The sequence below is a fragment of the Gordonia terrae genome (assembly GCF_001698225.1).
Lineage (GTDB): Bacteria > Actinomycetota > Actinomycetes > Mycobacteriales > Mycobacteriaceae > Gordonia > Gordonia terrae.
Map to the genome: position 1 here is coordinate 804,646 of NZ_CP016594.1, position 23,050 is coordinate 827,695.

General features: G+C 67.5%; 21 protein-coding genes and 1 pseudogene. 10 read left to right on the forward strand and 12 right to left on the reverse strand.

All coding sequences use genetic code 11. The features are described 5' to 3' along the window. Positions 1–52: 52 nt before the first annotated feature. Positions 53–1,627, forward strand: a complete 1,575-nt coding sequence (locus BCM27_RS03735; protein WP_033205791.1) for a serine hydrolase — start codon at positions 53–55, stop codon at positions 1,625–1,627. Between the two features lie 3 nt (positions 1,628–1,630). Here BCM27_RS03735 and BCM27_RS03740 read toward each other — a convergent pair. The 3 genes and pseudogenes from BCM27_RS03740 to BCM27_RS03750 all read right to left on the reverse strand — a co-directional run bounded on the left by BCM27_RS03740 (position 1,631) and on the right by BCM27_RS03750 (position 4,014). Continuing rightward, positions 1,631–2,118: pseudogene (locus tag BCM27_RS03740) on the reverse strand (DinB family protein). A gap of 10 nt (positions 2,119–2,128) precedes the next feature. Then, positions 2,129–3,388 (reverse strand): oxidoreductase, encoded by a 1,260-nt coding sequence (locus BCM27_RS03745; RefSeq protein WP_004022732.1) that lies wholly within the window; start codon positions 3,386–3,388, stop codon positions 2,129–2,131. Positions 3,389–3,399: 11 nt separating this feature from the next. Then, complete coding sequence (locus tag BCM27_RS03750) at positions 3,400–4,014, reverse strand: TetR/AcrR family transcriptional regulator (protein ID WP_033205794.1); 615 nt, start codon at positions 4,012–4,014, stop codon at positions 3,400–3,402. A 119-nt stretch (positions 4,015–4,133) separates the two neighbouring features. Between BCM27_RS03750 and lpdA the strand changes: the two genes are divergently transcribed. Together lpdA and BCM27_RS03760 are read left to right on the forward strand one after the other, a co-directional pair. Further along, positions 4,134–5,519 carry a dihydrolipoyl dehydrogenase gene (gene lpdA, locus BCM27_RS03755; protein WP_033205797.1) on the forward strand — a complete coding sequence of 462 codons (1,386 nt, stop codon included), beginning with the start codon at positions 4,134–4,136 and terminating at the stop codon, positions 5,517–5,519. Between the two features lie 4 nt (positions 5,520–5,523). Further along, positions 5,524–6,408: a DNA-3-methyladenine glycosylase family protein gene (locus BCM27_RS03760; RefSeq protein WP_004022735.1), complete on the forward strand. Its 885-nt coding sequence runs from the start codon at positions 5,524–5,526 to the stop codon at positions 6,406–6,408. A 13-nt stretch (positions 6,409–6,421) separates the two neighbouring features. Here BCM27_RS03760 and BCM27_RS03765 read toward each other — a convergent pair whose 3' ends face one another. Next, positions 6,422–7,066, reverse strand: coding sequence for a class I SAM-dependent methyltransferase (locus BCM27_RS03765; protein ID WP_004022736.1), 645 nt, complete (start codon positions 7,064–7,066; stop codon positions 6,422–6,424). A 1-nt stretch (position 7,067) separates the two neighbouring features. Next, positions 7,068–7,604 (reverse strand): carboxymuconolactone decarboxylase family protein, encoded by a 537-nt coding sequence (locus tag BCM27_RS03770; RefSeq protein WP_033205801.1) that lies wholly within the window; start codon positions 7,602–7,604, stop codon positions 7,068–7,070. A gap of 25 nt (positions 7,605–7,629) precedes the next feature. Between BCM27_RS03770 and BCM27_RS03775 the strand changes: the two genes are divergently transcribed. Next, positions 7,630–8,094 carry a MaoC family dehydratase gene (locus BCM27_RS03775; protein WP_004022738.1) on the forward strand — a complete coding sequence of 155 codons (465 nt, stop codon included), beginning with the start codon at positions 7,630–7,632 and terminating at the stop codon, positions 8,092–8,094. A 23-nt stretch (positions 8,095–8,117) separates the two neighbouring features. On the opposite strand, the gene BCM27_RS03780 is transcribed toward BCM27_RS03775, so the two are convergent. Continuing rightward, on the reverse strand, positions 8,118–9,521 hold the full coding sequence (locus tag BCM27_RS03780) for a lipase family protein (RefSeq protein WP_033205805.1): 1,404 nt from the start codon (positions 9,519–9,521) through the stop codon (positions 8,118–8,120). Positions 9,522–9,832: 311 nt separating this feature from the next. Here BCM27_RS03780 and BCM27_RS03785 point away from each other — a divergent pair, with 311 nt between their 5' ends. Next, complete coding sequence (locus BCM27_RS03785) at positions 9,833–11,245, forward strand: lipase family protein (protein ID WP_033205809.1); 1,413 nt, start codon at positions 9,833–9,835, stop codon at positions 11,243–11,245. 109 nt (positions 11,246–11,354) lie between these two features. Here the strand turns inward: BCM27_RS03785 and ramB are convergent, their stop codons facing one another. Beyond that, positions 11,355–12,794: an acetate metabolism transcriptional regulator RamB gene (gene ramB, locus BCM27_RS03790; protein ID WP_004022741.1), complete on the reverse strand. Its 1,440-nt coding sequence runs from the start codon at positions 12,792–12,794 to the stop codon at positions 11,355–11,357. Positions 12,795–12,854: 60 nt separating this feature from the next. On the opposite strand from ramB, the gene BCM27_RS03795 reads away from it, so the two are divergent. The 4 genes from BCM27_RS03795 (at position 12,855) to BCM27_RS03810 (ending at position 17,480) form a co-directional block, all read left to right on the forward strand. Beyond that, a complete protein-coding gene (locus BCM27_RS03795) occupies positions 12,855–13,625 on the forward strand; it encodes a hypothetical protein (protein WP_004022742.1) in 771 nt (256 codons plus the stop codon). 467 nt (positions 13,626–14,092) lie between these two features. Further along, entirely contained in the window at positions 14,093–15,388 is a 1,296-nt protein-coding gene (aceA, locus tag BCM27_RS03800; protein ID WP_004022743.1) for an isocitrate lyase, read from the forward strand. Between the two features lie 163 nt (positions 15,389–15,551). Next, a complete protein-coding gene (locus BCM27_RS03805; RefSeq protein ID WP_004022744.1) occupies positions 15,552–16,418 on the forward strand; it encodes a 3-hydroxybutyryl-CoA dehydrogenase in 867 nt (288 codons plus the stop codon). A gap of 288 nt (positions 16,419–16,706) precedes the next feature. Next, a complete protein-coding gene (locus tag BCM27_RS03810) occupies positions 16,707–17,480 on the forward strand; it encodes a hypothetical protein (RefSeq protein ID WP_004022745.1) in 774 nt (257 codons plus the stop codon). Positions 17,481–17,636: 156 nt separating this feature from the next. On the opposite strand, the gene BCM27_RS03815 is transcribed toward BCM27_RS03810, so the two are convergent. Beyond that, entirely contained in the window at positions 17,637–18,575 is a 939-nt protein-coding gene (locus tag BCM27_RS03815) for a hypothetical protein (RefSeq protein WP_033205814.1), read from the reverse strand. A 135-nt stretch (positions 18,576–18,710) separates the two neighbouring features. After that, positions 18,711–19,235, reverse strand: a complete 525-nt coding sequence (locus tag BCM27_RS03820) for a helix-turn-helix domain-containing protein (RefSeq protein ID WP_004022747.1) — start codon at positions 19,233–19,235, stop codon at positions 18,711–18,713. An 85-nt stretch (positions 19,236–19,320) separates the two neighbouring features. On the opposite strand from BCM27_RS03820, the gene BCM27_RS03825 reads away from it, so the two are divergent. Continuing rightward, positions 19,321–20,511 (forward strand): benzoate/H(+) symporter BenE family transporter, encoded by a 1,191-nt coding sequence (locus BCM27_RS03825; RefSeq protein ID WP_004022748.1) that lies wholly within the window; start codon positions 19,321–19,323, stop codon positions 20,509–20,511. A 7-nt stretch (positions 20,512–20,518) separates the two neighbouring features. Here the strand turns inward: BCM27_RS03825 and BCM27_RS03830 are convergent, their stop codons facing one another. Genes BCM27_RS03830 through BCM27_RS03840 form a run of 3 tightly spaced genes read right to left on the reverse strand, consistent with a single transcriptional unit; the run spans position 20,519 to position 23,045 of the window. Beyond that, positions 20,519–21,370 carry a PPK2 family polyphosphate kinase gene (locus BCM27_RS03830; RefSeq protein ID WP_004022749.1) on the reverse strand — a complete coding sequence of 284 codons (852 nt, stop codon included), beginning with the start codon at positions 21,368–21,370 and terminating at the stop codon, positions 20,519–20,521. Then, positions 21,367–22,221: an SDR family NAD(P)-dependent oxidoreductase gene (locus BCM27_RS03835; protein WP_004022750.1), complete on the reverse strand. Its 855-nt coding sequence runs from the start codon at positions 22,219–22,221 to the stop codon at positions 21,367–21,369. The genes BCM27_RS03830 and BCM27_RS03835 overlap by 4 nt, the downstream gene beginning before the upstream one ends. Then, positions 22,218–23,045 carry a TetR/AcrR family transcriptional regulator gene (locus tag BCM27_RS03840; RefSeq protein WP_004022751.1) on the reverse strand — a complete coding sequence of 276 codons (828 nt, stop codon included), beginning with the start codon at positions 23,043–23,045 and terminating at the stop codon, positions 22,218–22,220. Before BCM27_RS03840 ends, BCM27_RS03835 begins: the two co-directional genes overlap by 4 nt. Positions 23,046–23,050: the final 5 nt, after the last annotated feature.

Consider the following 23,050-nt stretch of genomic DNA (forward strand, 5'->3'; position numbering starts at 1 on the left):
CCGCTGTCCCGGCCACGAGCCGCCCCGGGTGTCGAGATGGGGTCGTCTCTCGATGGCCACCTGCTCCGCGGTCGCGGTGATCGCCCTCGTCGCCGCCTGCGACAGCGGGTCGTCGGGGACCGGTGCGCCACCGTCGGGCTCGTCGCCGGCCAATCCGAATTCTGTCGCCGCCGAGCCGCTGCCGGCCGATGCCGTCGACAAGGCGGTCGGACAGCTCGACGACCTCGTCAATTCGATGATGGAGTCGACGAAGATCCCCGGGGTGGCCGTGGCCGTGGTGTCGGGTGGGGAGACGAAGTACGCCAAGGGGTTCGGCGTGAAGGACATCACCACCGGTGACGCGGTCGACGCGAACACCGTCTTCCAGCTCGCGTCGGTGTCGAAGTCGGTCGGATCGACGGTGGTCGCAGCAGCCGTCACCGACAAGACGGTCACCTGGGAGATGCCGATCGTGGAATCGCTGCCCTGGTTCGCGCTCGCCGAACCGTATGTCACCCGCACGGTCACGGTCGGCGACATGTACTCCCACCGGTCCGGCCTCCCGGACCATGCGGGCGACAAACTCGAGGACATGGGTTACTCGCGCGACGAGATCCTGCAGCGCATGCGCTTCATGCCACTCGATCCGTTCCGGATCAGTTACGCCTACACCAACTTCGGGGTGACAGCCGGTGGCGAGGCGGTGGCGGTGAAGGCCGGGACGGACTGGGCGACGCTGTCTCAGGACCTCATCTACGGCCCGCTGGGCATGACCAGCACCAGCTCGCGATACGTCGACTTCGAGCGCCGGGCCGACCGCGCGGTCGGGCACATCAAGGAAGACGACAAGTGGGTCAAGACCCCGATCCCGCGTGAACCCGACGCCCAGTCACCCGCGGGCGGCGTCAGTTCGACCGTGAACGACATGGCGATCTGGCTGAAGATGGTGCTGGCCCAGGGCAAGCACAACGGCCAGGAGGTCGTGGCACCCGACGCCCTGCTCCCGGCGGTCTCACCGCAGGTCGTGTCCAATCCGCCCCAGACGCCCGACTCCCGCGCCGGTTCGTACGGCTACGGCTTCAACGTCGGGGTCACCGAGGACGCGCGGACGCAGTTCAACCACGCCGGGGCCTTCGCCTCGGGCGCCGGAACGGTGTTCTCGATCCTGCCGTCCGGTGACACCGCCATCGTGGTCCTCTCCAACGCCGCGCCCGTCGGTGCGGTGGATGCGATCGCCGCCGAGTTCATGGACCTCGTCCAGTTCGGTGAGATCCGCAACGACTGGCGCGACCTGTACGCCAAGGCGTATGCACCGCTGAGCGTCCCGGAGGGTGAACTCGTCGGCAAAGAACAGCCGTCGAATCCCGCACCGTCGCAACCGCTGCCGTCGTACGTGGGCGCCTATGCCAACCCGGTGTACGGACCGGCGGAGGTCGTCGAACGCGACGGGAAGCTCGTCCTGGAGATGGGTCCGGGCGGGGTGCGCAAACACGAGCTCGCCCACTGGGACGGCAACACCTTCACCTTCAGGCTGCTCAACGAGAACGCCGAGCCGGGTTCGATCTCGCAGGTCACCTTCGACGGACCGCGGATGACGATCGAGTACTACGACGACGAGGAGAGCAACGGCGAGTTCATCCGCCGGTGATGTTCAGCGCCCGGTCTTGCCGTCGATGCCTTCGCGGATGATGTCCAGGTGCCCCGCGTGACGAGCGGTCTCCTCGATCAGGTGGGTCAGCGCCCACCTCATCGAGGGTGACGAGCGTCGTCCGCTCGCTCGCGGCGCAGGTGCGGCGAGATCGGTGTAGGACTCGATGACGCGCCGGCCTCGGATACCGCACCTCGGTAGGCATCCTGAACCGATGCCACGGTGTCGGTGTCCGGGCAGGTGAACGTCGCCTGCCAGTCGTCGGCGTCCTCGCCGAGGAAGAAGAACCGTTCCACAAACGTCAGGTGCCGGACCAGGCCGAGGAGGCTGGTGCCCGACGGAACGGCGGGCGCACGGGCGTCGTCTTCGGCGACGCCGTCGAGTTTGGCCACCGCCGACGCCCGCAGATAGTCGAGGAAACCGACGAGCACCTCCTTCTCCGAAGCGCCGGTCGCCGGTGGCGGGGTGTCCTTGCGGCGGCGAGGAGGCATGGGCACCACCCTAACGGCCGGCAGTCACCGGGTCGGGGACTTCGCCGGCCCGGATCGGGCATCGGGTGTGCGAGTAGATCGTCGGCATGCAGAGGTTGCAGTGGATGCACTTCGATGTCGTCGTGGGGTCGGCGGCCAGGCGCAGCGGAAGGTCGGGTTCACGCAACAGAGCGCGGCCCATGGCCACGAAATCGAAACCCTCGGCGAGAGCGAGGTCCATCGAGGCCCGGTCGGTGACGCCGCCCAGGAGGATCAGCGGCAGATCGACGGCCTTGCGGAGCTCACGCGCAAGGGGCAGCAGGTAGGCATCGTGATAGCGGTAGTGCTTCAGGAAGATCGGCGCGAACGCCTTGAGGCCGTACTTCATCGCGCCGGAGAAGGCGTCGGCGAACTCCTTGCGCGGCGCCTCGCCGTGGAACAGATACATCGGGTTGAGAAGTGAACTTCCGGCCGTCGGTTCGATGGCGTCGAGGTGGCCGTCGGACTCCAGCAGCTGCGCGACCCGGCACGCCTCGTCGACATTGAAACCGCTCAACCTGGACCGGCCGCGCGCCCGCGCCGCGGGAGAGCGCTCGAGGTCGACCCGGCCGACGCCGTCGAAGGTGTTCAGTTTGACCCAGATCGCCGCCTCGTCGCCGACCTCGTCGCGCACGGTCTCGACCACCTCGCGTGCGATACGTGCGCGGTTGACGAGGCTCCCGCCGTAGGCGTCGCGACGACGGTTCAGCAGGGGAGACAGGAAGCTGGAGATGAGATAGTTGTGGCCGCAATGGATCTCGAGCCCGTCGAAGCCGGAGTCCACCGCGAGCCGGGCGGCCCGACGGAACGTGGTCCGCAGGTCGGCGATGTCGTCGACGCTGATCGCGCGGGTCACCGACATCCCCATCGGCGCGGGTATCCGTGACGGCCCGAGGGAGGGGGCCCGGTTCGACGCCGAGTTGGCGACCGCGCCCGCGTGTCCCAGTTGGGCGGCGGCGAGCGCACCCTCGGCGTGGATGGCGTCGGTGAGTCGCTGCAGACCGGGAACCGCCTCCGGGCGCATCCAGATCTGGTGGCGGTCGGTGCGGCCCTCGGGTGAGATCGCACAGTAGGCGACGGTGCTCATGGCGACACCACCGGCCGCGACCTCGCGATGGAACTCGATGAGCTCGTCGGTCACCAGTGCGTCGGGCGTCATCCCCTCGAAGGTGGCGCACTTGATCAGCCGGTTCCGCAGCTGCAACGGGCCCAGCCGGGCGGGGCTGAACGGTCCGGTGGTGGCGCTGTCCACGACAGGTCCTCTCACTCGTGTCTCGGTGGCGGGGCGGTCAGTCCGGCGGTGACGAAGCCGGCCAGGGCCGTCACCACGGGGGTGCTCAACGTCTCGGTGCCGCCGAACCGCAGGAGGATGAGCTGGAAGGCGAGGGCCCAGCGCCGGCGCGCCTCGCTCGCGGTCAGGCCGGAGACGGCCTCGGCGAGCATGTCCGCGAAGGGGTCGAGATCGAACCAGTGCGACGTCCAGCTCGCACCGGGATGGGCGAACACGAACCGGGCGAGCAGCCGTAGGTGCAGGTGTCCGGTCGGGTCGGCCTGCAGGTCGACGAAAGGGGCCACCACCACGTCGACGACCTGGGAGATCGGCGTGCCGGCCGGGTCGAGTGAGGCGAGCGGGTCGGCCCACAGCGGACCGAGCCGGGCCTGCAGCAGCGCGATGGTGAGGTCGTCCTTGGTGCCGAAGTGATAGTGCACCGCGGCCGGGTTGGCGTCGGCGGCCGCGCAGATCGCCCGGACGGACACCTTGTCGTATCCGTCGGCGAGGAAGAGACGTTCGGCGACGGCCAGCAGGGCGTCGCGCGTGGGCATCGGCGTCGAACCGCGACGCCCGGCACCACGTTCATCTCGGGTGGTCTGGGTCACACGAGCAGCAAAGCACAGTTCAGTCGGTGTTTCAATCAATGATTGAAATCAGGGGGCTGCTACCGGCGAGTAGTGGGACACTCTGCGGCGACGGTCGGACGCGACGTAGGCTGACTGTCGTGGCTGAACACTTTCAAACAGTTGTATTGGGTGCAGGTCCAGGTGGGTACGTAGCCGCGATCCGGTCGGCTCAGCTGGGCATGAAAACCGCCGTCATCGAGGAGAAGTACTGGGGCGGTGTGTGTCTGAACGTCGGATGTATCCCGTCCAAGGCCCTGCTGCGCAATGCGGAACTCGCACACATCTTCAACCATCAGGCCAAGACCTTCGGCATGAGTGGTGACGTGACCTTCGACTTCGGGGCGGCATTCGACCGCAGCCGCAAGGTCTCGGACGGCATCGTCAAGGGCGTCCACTACCTGATGAAGAAGAACAAGATCACCGAGATCGACGGTTACGGGGTGTTCACCGATGCCAAGACCATCAAGGTGGGCGATCGGGAGATCACGTTCGACAACGTCATCATCGACACCGGGTCGACCGTCAAGCTGCTCCCCGGCGTCGAACTGTCGGAGAACGTGGTCACCTACGAGGAGCAGATCCTCACCCGTGAACTGCCCGACTCCATCGTCATCGTTGGCGCGGGCGCCATCGGCATGGAATTCGGCTACGTCATGGCCAACTACGGCGTGGACGTCACCATCGTCGAGTTCCTCGACCGCGTGCTGCCCAACGAGGACGCCGACTCGTCGAAGGCGCTCGCCAAGGAGTACAAGAAGCTCGGCATCAAGCTTCTCACCGGCACCCGTGTGCAGTCGGTGACCGACAACGGCGACAGCGTGACCGTCAGCTACACCGACGCCAAGGACAAGGACGGCGAGCTCACCGTCGACAAGGTCCTCATGTCGGTCGGTTTCGCCCCGCGCGTCGAGGGCTTCGGCCTCGAGAAGACCGGCGTCGAACTCACCGACCGCGGCGCCATCGCGATCGACGACTACATGCGGACCAACGTCGAGGGCATCTACGCCATCGGTGACGTCACCGCCAAGCTGCAGCTCGCCCACGTCGCCGAGGCGCAGGGTGTGGTGGCCGCGGAGACCATGGCCGGCGTCGAGACCATGACCCTCGGGGACTACCGGTTCATGCCGCGCGCGACGTTCAGCCAGCCCCAGGTCGCGTCCTTCGGACTCACCGAGGCGCAGGCCAAGGACGAGGGCTACAACGTGAAGGCGACGACCTTCCCGTTCTCGGCCAACGGCAAGGCGCAGGGACTCGGCGAGACGGCGGGCTTCGTGAAGCTGCTCACCAACGCCGACACCGACGAACTCCTCGGCGGACACCTCGTGGGCGACAACGTCTCCGAGATGCTCCCGGAGATGACGCTGGCCCACAAGTGGGACCTCACCGCCAAGGAACTCGCCCGCAACGTGCACACGCACCCGACCCTGTCGGAGGCACTCCAGGAGACGTTCCACGGCGCGATCGGGCACATGATCAACCTGTAGGCGAGTGAGTGCCGCCGAACGTGTCCGCGAGTGGACACCCCCGTGGCCGCTGGACATCGGGGCGACGGTCGGCCTGCACCGGCGCGGTGCGGGCGACCCCGCCTTCGTCTACGGACGAGACAGGTCGGTGTGGCGGGCGGCGTACACGCCCGACGGGCCGGGCACGCTGACCGTTCGCTCCGATGGTACGACCGTCACCGGACGCGCCTGGGGGCCGGGGGCGGACTGGCTGCTCGAGCAGATGCCCGATTTCCTCGGGGCGAGCGATGATCCGGACGCGCTGGTCCCACGCCACCCGGTGGTGAGCGAACTCGTCCGCCGCACCGAGGGATTGCGCCTCGGACGCACCGACCGTGTGTGGGAAGCCCTGGTGCCGGCGATCCTCGAACAGAAGGTCGTGGGCGCCGAGGCGTTCCGCGCTTGGCGGTATCTGTTGCGCCGCTACGGGACTCCCGCACCCGGCCCGGTTCCGGAGACGATGAGGGTGCCGCCACCCCAGGCGGAGTGGGCCCGCATCCCGAGCTGGGAGTGGCACCGCAGCGGCATCGAACCGGTCCGGATGCGGACGATCCGCGGGGCGACCGCCCTCGATGTCGAACGCCATGCGGCCAAGCTCACCGTGCTACGCGGCGTCGGGCGATGGACCGAGGCCGAGACGCTCTCGCGGGCGCTCGGCGACCCCGACGTCGTCAACGTCGGCGACTACCACATCCCGAAGCTGGTGGGGCTCACGCTGATCGGCGAGGCCGTCGACGACGCGGGCATGCTCGAGTTGCTCGAACCCTATGCGGGACAGCGACAGCGCATCATCCGGATGGTCACGCGGGGCGGCGTTCGTCCCGAGCGTCGCGGACCGCGGATGACCATCCGTGACTACCGGTCGTTCTGAAGGGGTCGGGCCCCTACGATCCCGTCTTGCGTGCCAGCACGAATTGCCCCTGGCCGGTGATGGTCTGCTCGACGTCGTCCACTCCGGCGCGACGGAGGCGCTCGACGATCTCGTGGTCGTCGAAGATCCGGTATCCGCTCGCTCCGGCGAGTGGCCGGACACCCGGGAGTGAGGTGAGCGGGGTGGCCACCGAGGTGAAGACCACGATCTCGCCACCGGGCGCGGTCACTCGCACCAATTCGTCGACGACCGGTAGGGGATCGGGGATCAGGTAGAGCGCGGCCAGGCAGGTGACCACGTCGAAGGTGTTGTCGGCGAACGGCAGTGCGTGGGCGTCACAGCGCAGGAACGCGGCCCGCCCGACAGCGTTGGTCTGCGCGGCCCGCGCCAGCATGGGTGCGGAGAAGTCCACGCCGATGCACCGACCGTCGCCGGTGAGGCCGTCGGCGATCTCTCGCGTGTAATTGCCGGGCCCACAGGCGACATCGAGCACCAGGCGGTCGCCGGGGCGGGCGAGGTAGGCGCGCAGCGCGCGATCGAAGTCGGCGGTGGACCGGCCGCCCAGACTGAAGAGCCGCGTGAAAGTCGGTCGCCACAGGTGTTCGTAGATCTCGGCGAAGTACTCGTTGCGCATCAGCCGCTGCGCGATCGACTCCATCTCAGGAGCGGGTGTCGCGCTGGATGCGCAGCGTGTGGATGGTGGTTGCGAGACTGTCGTACTGGCCGACGAGCAAGGTCAAGCCGATGAGCTTTCGGTCGTCGAGGTGCCGGGACAACGCCTGCCAGGCGATGTCGGAGACGTCCTTTGTCTCGACGAGTTCGTCGACGGCCCGCAGGATGGCGCGTTCGCGATCGCCCCACCCGGCGTCGGGACCCTCCAGGATGCGGTCGAATTCGTCCGCGGTGATCCCGGCCCGACGGCCGAGGCGTCGGTGATGATCGAGTTCGTAGTCGCATTTCCGAAGGTGCGCCACCCGGATGATCACCATCTCGGAGTCCTTGCGCGGCAACACTCCGAACGGCATGAGTCGGCTGCTGAAGTGGAGCCAGCCGCGGAACAGTCCCTTCGCGCGGCCGAGCGTGGAGAAGATGTGCGCGTCGTCCACACCGATCGTGCGCGCGGCTCCCCGTGCGAAGACGAAATTGACCGGCCCTAGCTCCCGGAAACCACCCGGTGCGACGCGAGGTGTGCCCATGGCCCCACGGTAGACTACGCGGACTATGACGCACAGCACACGGACGTTCACCAGTGTCGACGAACTCAAGGCCGCGATCGGCGAGGATCTGGGGTCGGGCGAGTGGCTCGAGATCACCCAGGAACGGGTCGACGCCTTCGCCGATGCGACCGGCGATCACCAGTGGATTCACGTCGATCCCGAGCGTGCGAAGTCCGGTCCGTTCGGGACGACCATCGCGCACGGGTACCTGACGGTGTCGCTGCTGCCGATGATCGCCGGCAAGATCTTCACCGTCGAGGGTCCCAAGTTGGTCCTCAACTACGGGATGAACAAGTTGCGCTTCCCGAATCCGGTGAAGGTCGGCGCCCGTATCCGGTCCAACGCGGTGATCACCTCGATCGAGGAGACGCCCAAGGGCGTGAACATGGTTGTCACCAACACGGTGGAGATCGAGGGGGAGGCCAAACCCGCCTGCGTCGCCGAGAATCTCCGCGTCCTCGTCTTCTGACCCGGCGCAGAAAGTCCCGGCGCTCAGCGGCGGCACTCGTCGACGGCCGGTTCGCCACGAAGTCGACGATCGAGCCAGTCGAGAGCGGCCGGGAAGCCGAGTAGCGCCGCGGCGACGTGTTCACCGAAGATCTCGCGGTAGGCCGCGGTGGCGCCGTGCGCACACTGCTCGCGATAGAGCGCCCGGGCGCCGGCGGCAGGTATCCACCACTCGTGGGTGCCGTGGTAGATCAGCAGCGGAATCGCGGACACGCGATCGGCCATCCGGGTCAGCCGGTAGATGCGTTCGGCGGTCGGCGACCGGAACGGATCGGGGTCGTCGGACAGCACCTGCATCGGTAGGAAGGTCCCTCCGGCGATCGCCTCGGGGATGACGCACACGTTTTTCAACGGCGACGAGGCCAGCCATCGCGCCGGCCGGTTGGCCAGGGCCAGGATCTCCGGATGTTCGCGCGCGATACCGAAAGTGGCAGCATGGAACAGGCCGGACGCCAGGTTTGCGTTCATGCTCCCGACGAGCATGCGGAAGTCGGCCGGGACACCGCCGAGTGCCGCCCCGACGACCTGCTCGGTGAGTTCGGGGGCATAGTCGCCCAACAGTTTCGACGCTCCGTGTGTGGCGATGGCGCCGCCGGAGTATCCGGTCATCGCTATCCGACTGTCGCGCAGCGTGTCCGGTCGCACCCGAACGGCAGCGCGGATGGCGTCGAGCGTCATGTGGCCGGCGAGTACCGGTTCGGCGTAGGCCATCCGGGGACCCTGGTGGTCGGGCACGAGAACCGCATGGCCCTGGTCCAGAGCGAGCTGGGTGGCCGGCGGGATGAGGTCCGTGATCCCGGTCGCAATGGAGAACCCGTGCGCGAGTGTGTATCCGGGCGTACAGGCGGCGCCGAGGGAATCGATCGGGAGGTTGTTCACCAGCATCGGCATCGATGCGCCGACCGCCCGTCGCGGGACCAGCAGGGTCGCCGTGCCGTAGATCGGTGCCCCGACGGCATCGGTGCTCCGGAACTTGATCAGTGTCGCCGATCGGAGCGGTACCGTCACCACGGGACCGGCGGCCGCGGTGACATCGCGGGTGGCGATCACGTCGCCCGGCTCGCGGGCGAGCAGGTCCGCCGGCCAGCGGTCGAACATCGGGTCCCCGGTGGGCGAGGGCAGGATCGATTCGAGTAATTCGACTGTGCGGTGGTCGAATCCGCCGGCCCGCGCACGCGGTGGGATGACGCCGAGTCGGGGAATCGGCGGCGGGGGCACCGCCTCGTCGATCGCCCCGACGACAGGCGGCGGCAACGGCATCATGTTCGGTGGGTCGGCGGCCGCGCGTCCGACATGCGACGAAGCGAGGACGGCGGCGAGCAGGACGCCGACCGTCCACACCGATCGGTGCCGGAGCGGTGACCCGCGGCGGTGTGAGGTAGTCGTCATGACGGTGCCTCCGCTTCACGGGCGCCCCGATGCGCCCGCCACCTCGTGACGGTAGGACGCGCGACCGGGCCCGGGCGCCCAACGCGTATCGATGGTCGCCACACCGAGACGCAACCGTGATATCAGGTGCCCAAGGAGTATTCGCGTGTCGCCCGACCGGACTACACGTGCGATCGCCTGCGCCATCGGCACGGCGTGTGCGCCCCGCGCCATCTAGCATTGGCCCACAGGTGATCGCTATTCGAGTCGTCAGATGTGCTGCCGGGGGGGCGGGGACTCGACGGTCACCGATGTGAGACGGGAGATCGGCGATGTCGATAAGGGGAGTTCGACGATCGGTTCGACGGGCAGCGATCGCAACCACGGCGGTGGCAGCCGCGGTGGCTCTCGTCGCGGGTCCGACCGGGACGAGCGGGACGGCCGACGCCGAACCGCCCAACCTCACCTCGGTCCCGTCGCAGCTACCAGAGGCAATCGACGCGGTGATCCCGCCGCCGCCGGTCAAGAAGTTGTCAGGCATCCCGGAACGGTCCCGTATCCCGGGCGCCTCGCAGGAACTGCAAGAACTCCGCGAAGCGCTCATGCCGTCGCCGAGCGGAGACCGATTCTTCGATCACTGGCCGGCGGGGCTGGGCGCGCGGACACCCGGGGAGATCCTGTCCACACGGTCGGTGACGCGCGTGGCGCAGCCGCTCGTCTTCGTCCCGCTGCGGTCGGCGCGGCAGGTCAAGTTCCGGACAACCGACGCGAACGACGCACCGATGTTCGGCACCGCGACCCTCCTGGTGCCGGCCAAGGCGTGGACCGGGCGGGGAGCCCGGCCCGTCCTGATCAACAATTCGCCGATCGTCGCGTTGGGTACCAGGTGCACGACAGGGTTCACCTACGCGCACGGTTTCACCAACAACACGAACGAGACCGATCTGATCCCGCCGTTCACCCAGCTCGCACTCGATCGCGGTTATGCGGTGCTCGTGCCCGATCACACGGGGCCCCGGATGGCGTACGCCGAGCCGTATGTCGCGGCACACGTGATCCTCGATTCGGTCCGCGCGGCCGCAGACCTCGACCCGACGAACTTCGCGTACGGACCCATCGCGATGGTCGGCTACTCCGGCGGGGCGATCGCCACCCACGGAGCGGCCAAGCTCGCCGCCGGATATGCACCCGACATCGCCGGTCGATTCGTGGGAGCGGCCATCGGCGGGGTTCCTGCCGACTACCGGTCGCTCGCCGGCGCCATGAATGCGAACCTGGCCTCCGGGGTCTTCCACGCCGCGATGCTCGGTGTCGCACGCGAGCGGCCCGAGGTCTTGCGGATGTCGAACAATCTGGCGAGATGGTTTGCGACGTCGGAGATCCGCAACATCTGCACCGACGACATGGGCAATCTCGGCATCGCCCACCTGCCGACCCAGCTGCTGTCGACCGACCCGGATCCGTTCCACTCCGCACTTGCCGAGAAGCTGTTCGAGGTCACGGCCATGTCTGATCTCGAGGCGTCGATGCCGTTGCTGATCTACCACGGGCGCTACGAGTGGTGGGTCCCGGCGAGTCAGGCACGGGCGCTGTTCGCCCAGCAGTGTGCGCTCGGTGCCACCGCGATCTACCGCGAATACGGGGCCGAGCACGTGTCGGCGGCCGCACTCGGCTTCCCGGACACCGCGAGATGGCTCGACGACCGGTTGCGCGGGCTGCCGGCACCGAACGGGTGCCGACGCTGATCGTGGTACGGCCCTTCGTGGCTCGTCGCTTGCGCTCCTCGCACCTCAGGGACCAGGGGTTATGCGGTTCTTTCGGATCAGGGAGCAGTGGTTGTGTGTTTCGTTCGGATCAGGGAGCGGGACGTGTCTCGGTGAGGCTCATGTACGGCGAGACGCTGCTGGTGTGTTCGTCGATGCGCAGTGAGGCCCCCAGGGCGGGGAATGCACGCTGGGCGCAGTTGGTCCGCTCGCATACCCGGCAACCGGCACCGATCGGCGTGACATGTGCCTGCGGCCCGATCTCCAGGCCGTCGGAGTAGATGACCCGCGCGGCATGGCGCAGTTCGCAACCCATGCCGATCGCGAAGGTCTTGCCGGGTTGGCCGTAGCGAGTCGCGCGGCGTTCGACGGTTCGTGCCACCCAGAAGTAGTTGCGGCCGTCGGGCATCTCGGCGATCTGGGTGATGATCTTGCCGGGGTAGGCGAAGGTCTCGTAGACATTCCAGAGCGGGCACGTCCCGCCGCTCTGCGAGAAGTGGAAACCGGTGGCGGACTGGCGTTTCGACATGTTCCCCGCGCGGTCGACGCGAACGAACGACCAGGGGATGCCGCGTAGGTTGGGTCGCTGCAGTGTCGAGAGCCGGTGGCAGATCGTCTCGTACGAAACTGAGTAGAAGGCGGACAGTCGTTCGATGTCATACCGGAAGTCCTCCGCCGCGCCGTGAAACTGGCTGTAGGGCAGGACGACCGCGGCGGCGAAATAGTTCGCCAGACCGAGGAGTCCGAGCGCCCTGGCGTCCTCGCTGCTGAAATTGGCCTCGTCGACCAGCTTGTCGAGGAGATCCTGGTATTCGAGATAGCAGAGTTCGCTCGCGAGTTTGAACGTCCGCTGCCCCGCCGACAGCGATGCGGAGAACTCCAGGCGCCGGGCCTCGCGGTCGAACCGGTGCAGCGTGTAGTCGCCGAGGTCGACGCGTCGCACGATGCTGATGCCGTGGACGCTCTCGATGCGATTCATGATCTCGCGGCGGATGTCGGCGGAATGCATCCGCATCCGGGTCGTCATCCCCTCGGCAGCGACGTCGAGTTCGTGAATGTAGTTGCGGCGCTGATAAAAATAATCGCGTACTTCCTCGTGCGGCGCGCTGATGGTGCCGCGCATGCTGCGATCCCCGCGTTCGTCGGTGGCCGCCGCCAGCTGATCGGTCGCGATCCGGTAGCGGCGGTGGAGGTTCACCATCGCCTGCGCCATCTCGGGGTGCGACGTGACCATCGCGCTGATCCCCTGTGCGTCGAGCGCGCCGGGGGAGGCCTCGAGATCGTCGTCGAGCAGGGCCTCCCGCAACTCGGCGACCAGACGGACGTCGTCCTGCGAGTCGAAGAACCCGGCATCGACGCCGAAGGCCTCGGTGATCTTGGCGAGCACCGAGGCGGTGAGGGGACGCGCATCGTGCTCGATCTGATTGAGATACGACGCCGAGATCGACAGGGTCTGCGCGAGAGCGACCTGCGACAGGCCGCGCTCGGAACGCAACTGGCGTAGCCGCGACCCCACATAGGTCCTGCTCATCGTCCACCTCCCGGACAGGTGCCGCCGCCCTGAGCGTCGCCCCCAGGGTACGGTGACCGCGTGCTCACCCTCCTCGGCCGACGCCGCTCGCCGGCAGCGCTGGCCGTGTCGGTCGCGGCCGTGGCGCTCGGCGTCGCGGGATGTGCAGCCGGTCCGGAGACCGCGCCGGCTCCGCGGGGACCCGCCGATCTGGTGCTGTCCGCGTCGGAGCTGCCGCCCGGGTATACCGCCGCTCCGCTGTCCGTGTCCGATCTCGTCGGGGGGAACCAGGCCGCCATCGATGCGTCCCGGTCGGCGCGTGTCTCGCCCGAGTACTGTCGGCCCACGTCCGATGAGTCGCTCAACAAGCAGCTGACCGCGGACAACTCCGCTGTCCTGGCCGCTCGTGACGGCGCCACGGGGACCCTCGTCGAACTCGTCACCACCGCATCTCGCGACATCGACGCCGATCGTCTGACAACGACGGGCCGTTGCTCGCGCACCACGACGGAGATCACCACCGGACATCTGTCGGGGAGCCGGGTGCTCACGGTGTACACCGAACTGCCCCAGCCGGATGTCGACGGGGGGTTGCTGCCCGGTGAGCAGTTGCTGGTCACCCGATCCGACGTCACGACGACGCTTCCCGACGGCGGCGTCCGCCGGCAGATTGGCTTCGCGGGGTACGCACTGCTCGACCGCCCGGCGTCGGGCCAGGTGACGGTGCAACTCACGATGTCGGGCGCGCCGACCCGCGCGACCGATCCGCCGACCACGCCGGTCGAGCCGATCGATCCGGCCGCTTTCTCGGCCCTGTTCGACGTCGCTGTCGAACGAGTCACCACACCCTGAGCCCCGCGGACCGCGATCGACGCGGCTCCGGATCGTGTGAAGGGCGTCACTCTCGGCCACCTGACCGTTCCCGGCGTCGTGCGGACTGAGAGCGCTTCGGTACCCAGGTGCATTCCTACCCGCGAGTAGAAAATCCCAGTACGGACGTACTTTTTGGCGGGCGATGCTTCGCGATTCACAGATCAATATTTGCAAACTTTGCACACCGGTGACGAAAAATAACCCAGATTTGCAGTGGTCAAGGGTTGGACCTGCAGGTTTGTCTTGTGGCACCCTTGCTGCAGGCACTACCGACACCGAGTCCGCAGGTTCGCAAGTTCGGCCGAGACTGACGCCGACCGCGAGTCAACACCTTCAGGCGAGGATGTTGGTTGTCTGTCAGCAGAGAGGTTCCGGCGGCGTGCCGGGCCGTCGCCCCGATCCGGCCCCCGGTCGGGACGAGCAGGACAACGAAAGCGAAGTAGCCAATGAGCAACGTCGGAAAGCCCCGTACCGCCGCAGAGATCCAGCAGGATTGGGACACCAACCCGCGCTGGAAGGGCATCAAGCGCGACTACACCGCCGAGCAGGTCGCCGAGCTCCAGGGTTCGGTCGTCGAGGAGCACACCCTCGCCCGTCGTGGCGCGGAGATCCTGTGGGACGGCGTGACCAAGGGTGACGGCAGCTACATCAACGCACTCGGCGCCCTCACCGGCAACCAGGCCGTGCAGCAGGTTCGCGCCGGCCTGAAGGCCGTGTACCTCTCGGGCTGGCAGGTCGCCGGCGACGCCAACCTCTCCGGGCACACCTACCCCGACCAGTCGCTCTACCCGGCCAACTCGGTGCCGAGCGTCGTGCGTCGCATCAACAACGCGCTGCTGCGCGCGGACGAGATCGCCCGTGTCGAGGGTGACGACTCGGTCGACAACTGGGTCGTCCCGATCGTCGCCGACGGTGAGGCCGGCTTCGGTGGCGCCCTCAACGTCTACGAGCTGCAGAAGGCCATGATCGCCGCGGGTGCCGCCGGTACCCACTGGGAGGATCAGCTCGCCTCGGAGAAGAAGTGCGGTCACCTCGGTGGCAAGGTGCTGATCCCGACCCAGCAGCACGTCCGCACCCTGAACTCGGCTCGTCTGGCCGCCGACGTCGCCGGTGTGCCCACCGTCGTCATCGCACGCACCGACGCCGAGGCTGCGACGCTGATCACCTCGGACGTCGACGACCGCGACAAGCAGTTCGTCACCGGTGAGCGCACCGCCGAGGGCTACTACCACGTGAAGAACGGCATCGAGCCGTGCATCGAGCGTGCGAAGTCGTACGCTCCCTACGCCGACATGATCTGGATGGAGACCGGCACCCCCGATCTCGAGCTGGCGCGCAAGTTCGCCGAGGCCGTCAAGAGCGAGTACCCCGACCAGCTGCTGTCCTACAACTGCAGCCCGTCGTTCAACTGGAGCAAGCACCTCGACGACAGCACCATCGCCAAGTTCCAGAACGAGCTCGGCGCCATGGGCTTCACCTTCCAGTTCATCACGCTGGCCGGCTTCCACTCGCTGAACTACGGCATGTTCGACCTGGCCTACGGCTACGCCCGCGAGCAGATGTCGGCGTTCGTCGACCTGCAGAACCGCGAGTTCAAGGCTGCCGAAGAGCGTGGCTTCACCGCCGTCAAGCACCAGCGTGAGGTCGGCGCAGGCTACTTCGACAACATCGCCACCACCGTCGACCCCAACACCTCGACCGCAGCTCTCAAGGGCTCGACCGAGGAGGGTCAGTTCCACTAGGAACCCGACCGCCTCTGGCGTGATTTGGCAAACCAGTCAGGCGGTCCGCGGCTTTCGCTGCGGGCCGCCTGTTGGCGTATCCCGGGCGTGATCAGTACCTGGGAGTCACCCCTGTTCTCGCGAAATCGGTTGTCGCCAGAACGTTTTTCTCGGAGGAGCCGACATGACAAGCCAGACGATCTCCCGCGTCGGGGTGGTGGGGGCAGGGCAGATGGGCGCCGGAATCGCCGAGGTGTGCGCGCGTGCCCACTCGGATGTGCTCGTCTACGAATTCACCCGCGAACTGGCCGCCGCCGGTCGCGATCGGGTCCTCCGATCGCTCGACCGCGGCGTCTCCAGCGGCAAACTGACCGAGCGGGAACGCGAACAGGCGTCGCTGCGACTCCGCTTCACCTCGGACCTGGGCGACTTCGCCGACCGTCAACTCGTGTGCGAGGCCGTCGTCGAGGACGAAACGGTCAAGACCGAGATCTTCACCCAACTGGACAAGGTCGTCGCCGACCCCGAGGCCGTCCTGGCGTCGAACACCTCGTCCATCCCGATCATGAAGCTGGGCATGGCAACTCAGAATGCCGCTCGTGTCATCGGCATGCACTTCTTCAACCCCGTCCCGGTTCTCCCGCTGGTCGAGGTCGTCACCACCCTGGTGACCACGCCGGCGGTCGTCGAGCGCGCCGAGACCTTCGCGCACGACGTGCTGGGCAAGCAGGTGGTCCGATCGGCCGATCGGTCCGGGTTCGTCGTGAACGCCCTGCTCGTCCCGTACCTGCTCTCGTCCATCCGGATGGTGGAGAGCGGCTTCGCGACGGTCGACGACATCGACAAGGCCATGGTCCTGGGCTGCGCCCATCCGATGGGCCCGCTCAAGCTGGCCGACCTCGTCGGACTCGATACGGTCAAGGCGATCGCCGACAAGATGTACGAGGAGTTCAAAGAGCCCCTCTACTCGCCGCCTCCGCTGCTCCTGCGCATGGTCGAGGCCGGCCGTCTGGGCAAGAAGGCCGGCCACGGCTTCCACCGATACGGGTGATCTGACCGGTCTGTCGGGGCGTACGAGTGACCTCCGTCACGAGTGTTAGCAGGATGCTTGCATTTGCTAGCACAGCGTGGATACTGGATATCGGAAACACCAATACCGATGGCGCCGCGGTTCCCCTTTTCTCGCGCGGTGTGAGCCGGATCGAATCGGCTTGCGACACCGAACGTTTCGAGGCGACAGGCGACGGAATGTTCCGACATGCGCCCGGCGAAGATGCCGAGATGAGCGAGACCGCATGTGCTGCAGCGCGATTGGTGACCCAACCCGAAGGAGTCCATTGTGACCACCACCGAACGCAACTATGCCCCCCTCTACGCCGCAGTCGGCGCAGGCGACTACGCCTTCGCGCAGGTCACCGAGAAGCTGACCGAACTGCGTGAGCGCACCGAAGCTGCTGCCGAGACCGCTCAGTCGCGTTTCGACGAGGCCAAGACCCGGATCACGGATCTGCCGGAGACCGCACAGACGCGCTTCGACGAGGCCAAGACCCGCATCGGTTCGCTGTCCGAGGAGGTCCCCGGCGACCTCGAGGAGCTGCGCGGCAAGCTGACCGCCGACGAGCTCAAGCGCATCACCGATCCGTACGTGGAGAAGGCCTACGGCTTCTACACCTCGCTCGCCGAGCGCGGTGAGGCCACGCTCGAACGCCTCCGCACCAAGCCGCTCGTCCAGGAGAACCTCTCGCGTGCCGAGAAGGTCTACAACGACGCGGTCGACCTCACCGAGGATGCTCTCGGGGTCGTGTCCACCCAGACCCGCCTGGTCGGCGACCGCGCGGCGAAGCTCGCCGGCCGCGCGAGTGAGCAGGTCGAGGACGTCGCCGTCGCCATCGAAGAGGCCGGCAGCAACGTCAAGGAGCAGGCCGACGACGCGGCCAAGGAAATCGACGGCGCCGCAGGCACTGTCGAGGCCAAGGGTCGCGCCGCCAAGTCGTCGCCGGCCACCAAGGTGGCCGAGGCCAAGGACACCCCGGTTCCGGCCGTGAAGAAGACCGCCGCCAAGCGGGCGCCGGCCAAGAAGGCTCCCGTCAAGAAGCCGACCACCGCGAAGTAAGCTCTCGCACAGTCGCATCCGCAACGCCCCCGCCCTCGGCGGGGGCGTTGTCGTGTGTCGGGGTGCCTTTGTCCCGGACGAGGGCCCTGTCCCGCGGTGGTGTTTCCGTCCCGCTGATGAGATCTGATCAGCGGGAGGGAAATGGGACCGCGGGACTCAGCTCATCAATTCGAACTTCTCCAGCCATGGCCGGAGCAGGCCGATGAAGGACCCGTCCTCGAGCATCGACCAGGTCCAGCGCACGACGACGGGGCCCAGCGCGCGGATCTCGTCCTCGCGCAACTTCTCCTGCAGCACGACATCGGCCACGGTCTTCCCTGCTGCCCGCAGGCGGCCGTATTTCACCATGCCGTCGAACTCCCCGACTAGCTTCGCCTCCCAGTCGAAATCGACACGGTAGACGCCGCTCCGCCCACAGAACTCGTGTTGCAGCCCCGGAGCAGGCAGGCCGGCCTCGATCATCTGCGCCCGACTCCACGATTCGCCGACGCTTTCGGCCGCTCCATCGGCCAGTGCCAGCGCACGCCGCGCCACTCTGCCCCCTTGGCGACGACGCGAGGTCAGGATCCGTCCCATGAGCTGACGATCGGCGCCTGCACGAAGTGCCTGGTCGAAGGCGGTGAGCGCCTGTGCGAAGTCGCCCCCGGCCGCCACATCGACGGCGGTTCGCTCGATTGTGGTGACAAGTATTCCGTCGACGACGGTGAGCTCGTCCTCCGTCAGGGCGGCTGCGTGAACGTGACGATGCGTCGCGATGAATCCGCCGGCCTTCTTGCCGCTGGTGACGTGGACGCGGTCGGTGTCGGGCTTCAGCAGTGGAAGGCCGAGCACCGCGGCGGCCGACACGTTGCTCAGCGGCAGCTGCGGTGCGTTGGCGGGCTGTGACGTGGCGACCGCTACAGATTTGAGGCGGTGCAACTCCTGATCGCCTTCGTGCCCGGCGAAGTCGTCGGATGCCGGCACGAAGACGCCGGGGATGAGGCGGATCAGGTCGCCGGCGGATACTGCTGCGGCGAGCAGATTGTCGGAGAAGGCCGCATCGAGTGCGGCGCCGCGACGGATCAGACCGTAGCGGTCCACTGGGTAGCTGGTCATCTCTATTCGACGCAGCGGAGGGCGTTTCGGCTCCATCGAGTTTCCCTGGCTTCCCGCGGCCCCGCTTCCGTCCCGCTGATCGGATCCCATCAGCGGGACGGAAACAGCACCGCGGGAGAGGGATCCGGCAGGCCGTCAGGGCGTCCGGATGGTCAGGACCGCGAGGGCGCCGTCGTCGCTGCGATAGGTGTGCGGAACGTCGGAAAGCCACTGCAGGGAGTCGCCCGGCCCGGCCGTGTGCTCCTCGCCGGCGCGCCCGGCGCAGAGGTGGCCGCTGACCACATGTACGTGTTCGACCACGCCGGGCCCGTGCGCGGGCGACTCCCTGGTTCCGCCGGGGCTGACGCGCAACCAGAAGACCTCGGTGACCGACCCGTCGTCGTGATGCTCGACGTGGAGCACCCGGGCGGCGAGGTGGGGGCCGGAGCCTTCGACTCCGGATTCTTCGCCCAGGAGGGCGGACAGCGGCACGCCGAGCGGACCGGCGATGGCGTACAGCGTGTCGAGGGTCGGGTTTCGTTGTCCACCTTCGAGTTCGGACAGCGAACCCTTGCCGATTCGCGCTTCCCGGGCGAGGCCGGACAGACTCTTGCCACGTTGCTTCCGAATGGCGGAGATCCGGGCCCCGACGGCTCGTCGTCGGTCATCGCCGTGTGTCATCGTCCGGGCCCGCGCTCGTTTCTCACCTCGTGGACACCGCGCATGCAGTGTTCTGTTTACGGAACGATACCGTTATGCTCGCGGCATGACCAGTCCCGTCTCGTCGACTCCCAGCGAGCCGATCATCGCCGGGGTGGTGACCTCCCTGGTCGGGTTCACCTCCTCCTTCGTCGTGGTGGTGACCGGACTGCGTTCGGTGGGCGCCGACCCGCCCCAGGCCGCGTCGGGTCTGCTCGTGCTGACTGTTCTGTTCGGACTCGGGTCGATCCTGCTGTCACTCCGCACGCGCCGGCCGGTGACGCTGGCGTGGTCCACGCCGGGCGCCGCACTGCTCGTATCGGCCGGCTCGTCCTACGATGCCGGGTGGCCGGCGGCGATCGGCGCCTTTCTGGTGGTCGGGTTGCTGATCCTCGCAACCGGACTGGTGCCGGCGCTCGGCGGGTTGATCGGCCGCATCCCGACGCCGATCGCCCAGGCAATGCTGGCCGGGGTCCTCCTCTCCCTGTGTCTCGCGCCGATGACCTCACTGGCCGCCCAACCGTGGTCGACCATTCCGATCCTCGTCGTCTGGTTGCTGGCGATGCGATGGCTCCCGCGGTGGGCACTGCCGCTGGCGCTCGTCACGGCCCTGATCGTGATCGGGGTGAACCTGGTCCTCGACGATTACAGTGGCTGGGCGGGTGAGTCGTGGTGGCCGCAACTGACCTGGACCACACCGGCTTTCGATGTGAGCGCGATCGTCGGGCTCGCGGTTCCGCTCTACATCGTCACGATGGCCTCGCAGAATGTTCCGGGGGTGGCCGTGCTCAAGTCCTTCGGCTACGAGACGCCCTGGCGGCCGGCGATGTTCGTGACCGGGGCCGGAACAGTGCTCGGTGCGCCATTCGGCGGCCACGCGATCAACCTCGCCGCGCTGTCCGCGGCACTGGCCGCAGGCCCGGAGGCGGGTGCCGACCGGTCGCGCCGGTGGATCGCCGGTGTGGCGACGGGTTCGATGAGTCTCGTGCTCGCAGCGCTGTCGGGCGCGCTGGTGGTCATCACGGCGATCGCACCGGAGGGATTGCTCGAAGCGGTTGCGGGACTTGCGCTGTTGACCACCTTCGTGGCGTCGATCCTCGGTGCGTTCGAGAAGGCGGAGGTCCGCATGCCCGCGGCACTGACCTTCGTGACCGCGGCCGCGGGTGTCACCTTCGCCGGGATCGGTGGCGCGTTCTGGGCTCTCGTCGTCGGGCTGGTGGCGCACTGGGTGCAAGCACGTCGCCCATCTGCTCCCTGAGCAGATTTCAGTCGGCGGCGGCGAGCCGCTTCTTCTCGGCCTCGACGTCGAAATCGGCCGGTGGCCAATCGAGATCGAGACGGGTGAGCGCGTCGATGAGGAGTTCGCACACCGCGAGACGTGCGTACCACTTGTGGTTCGACGGGATGACCAACCACGGTGCAGAGTCGCGGTCGGTGAGGTCGAAGATCGCCTGGTATGCCTCGAGGTAGGCATCCCAGTGGCCGCGTTCGTCGACGTCGCCCGGGTTGTACTTCCAGTACTTGTCCGGCCGGTCCAGACGCTGCGCCAGGCGGGCCTTCTGTTCGTCCTTCGACACCACGAGACAGCACTTGAGAACGGTCGTCCCGCCGGCGACGAGCTCGGACTCGAACTGGTTGATCAGGTCGTAGCGCTTCTCCCACTCCGACTGCGGAACCAGATTGTGTACCCGGACCGGCAGGACGTCCTCGTAGTGCGATCGGTCGAAGATCCCGATGCGACCGGCGGGCGGCAGGGCCCGATGGATTCGCCAGAGGAAGTCGTGCTGCAGTTCCTCTTTCGTGGGCTTGCCGAACCCTTTCACCGACAGGCCCTGCGGGTCCAACAGGCCGCCGACGTGACGCACGATGCCGCCCTTGCCCGCCGTGTCCATGCCCTGTAGGACGAGCAACACCGACCGATGATCGCCGGCCCGACCATTGGCGAACAACAATTCCTGCAGGTCGGCGAGTACGTCACCGCGCTGCGCGAGGAGGTCGGTGCCGGCGGCCTTGTCGCCGTCGAAGCCGGGAGTCGTCTCCGGATCGAACGACGCCACCGGTCCGATTGCCTTGGCGCGCAGGGCCTCGACGGCGGGGGTGGACCAACCGGTGCTCATGACGGCGTCCTCTCGGATTCGGATTCGGATTCGGATGCGGGTTCGGGGTCGGTTGCCTGCTCGCCCGGCGGCGGGAAGAGCGGTCCGCCGCCGAAGGCGGCGCGGTGTGAATCCGGCGGCGTGCCATCGTTATTGACGATCCCGTACTCCCTGCCCAGCTCGGCGGTGACCAGTGTGTGTCCGCTGAGTCGGGAGAGCCGGGGGTCGGCGGCCAGCCGGGCGATGACGCGGCCGACGAATTCGGGGTCCTCGGCACGCGCGAGTGAGAAACCGGCGAACTCGTCGAGGCCGAGAGACAACAGCAGCTCGGTGCGGATCAGGCCGAGCCACAACGAGATCGAACTGACGCCGGTGCCGCGTAGTTCCTTCGCCATGTCGGCGGCCATCTTGTCCAGGGCGGTCTTGCTCATCCCGTACAGAACCGAATGCAGATGACCGCGCGAGCCGAACGACGAGATGTTCGCGATGAGCCCGCTGCCGGCCTCCGTCATCACTCGGGCCGCATGCACCGAAGCCACGTAGTGGGCTCGCAGTCCGACGCCGATCAAGGTGTCCCAGTCGTCGACGGGGCGTTCCCAGAACGGTTCGGAGAAACCGCCGAAACCCTTCGGAGCTGCCCACGCGTTGTTGACGAGCAGATCGAGTCGGCCTGTGTCCGTGCCGATCCGGTCGAACACCGCGGACACCGCGGCATCGTCGGCGTGATCACAGGCGAGCGCTCGAGCGCCGTCGGGTCCCGATCCCGCCCGTGAGGTGACGTAGGTCGTCCACCCGTCGTCGATGAGCGCGCGAGCGATTCCGTGCCCGACGCCGCGGCTGCCGCCGGTCACGAGCGCAACGCGTCCCGTCATTCGCCTGCGGTTCCGGCGGTGGGATCGGTGGGCAGGGGATCGGTGGGCAGGGAATCGAAGAGCGCAGGCGGCGCCGCGAGAAACTTCTCCCGCGATCCGTTGACCTGCCACACACCCACGACCGCGCTCCAGACCATCATGGTCAGATAATCCACCACCTCGTCCGCGCTGAGGGTGCGTTTGGTCATCCACCAGTCGACGACGTGCTGGATACCGCCGACGAGGGCATGTGACCAGAGTTCGGCTCCCGTGGTGTCCGCGCCGCGCTCGGCCATCCGCATCTGGATGCTGCCCATGACCAGTTGGGTGACCAGTCGCACGGAATCCGCCGGCGCCGGCGACGACGTCGGCGAACTCGCCAGCGCGAATCGGTACAGCTGCGGTTCGTCGTCGACGGCGTGGACGTACACCCCGATGATGGTGTGGGTGAGGGTGTACTCGTCGAGATCGTCGGCGATCGCCTCGGTCAGCCGCGGGTAGATCGTCGTCTCGAAGAATCGCACCGTCGTCGCCACGCCGAGGTCGCTCTTGTCGGCGAAGTAGCGGTACAGCACCGTTTTCGAGACACCGATGTGCGCGGCGATCTCATCCATCCCGACGTCGGCGCCCAGGTCGCGGACCGCGGCGATGACGCCGTCGGTGAGTTCGGTGCGTCGAGCGAGCTTGTGTTTCTCCCAGCGCTGTTTGCGACCGTCGGGTTTGGCGCCGGTCTCGGCGACCGACTCGGTGACGGTCGTCAGGACCTGTTCGAGCCCGCGCGTCACGTTGGCCGCGGCCGCCACTGCTGCGCGCGCCGCGGCGGCGGGATTCGGGCGGTTGGCCATCACGC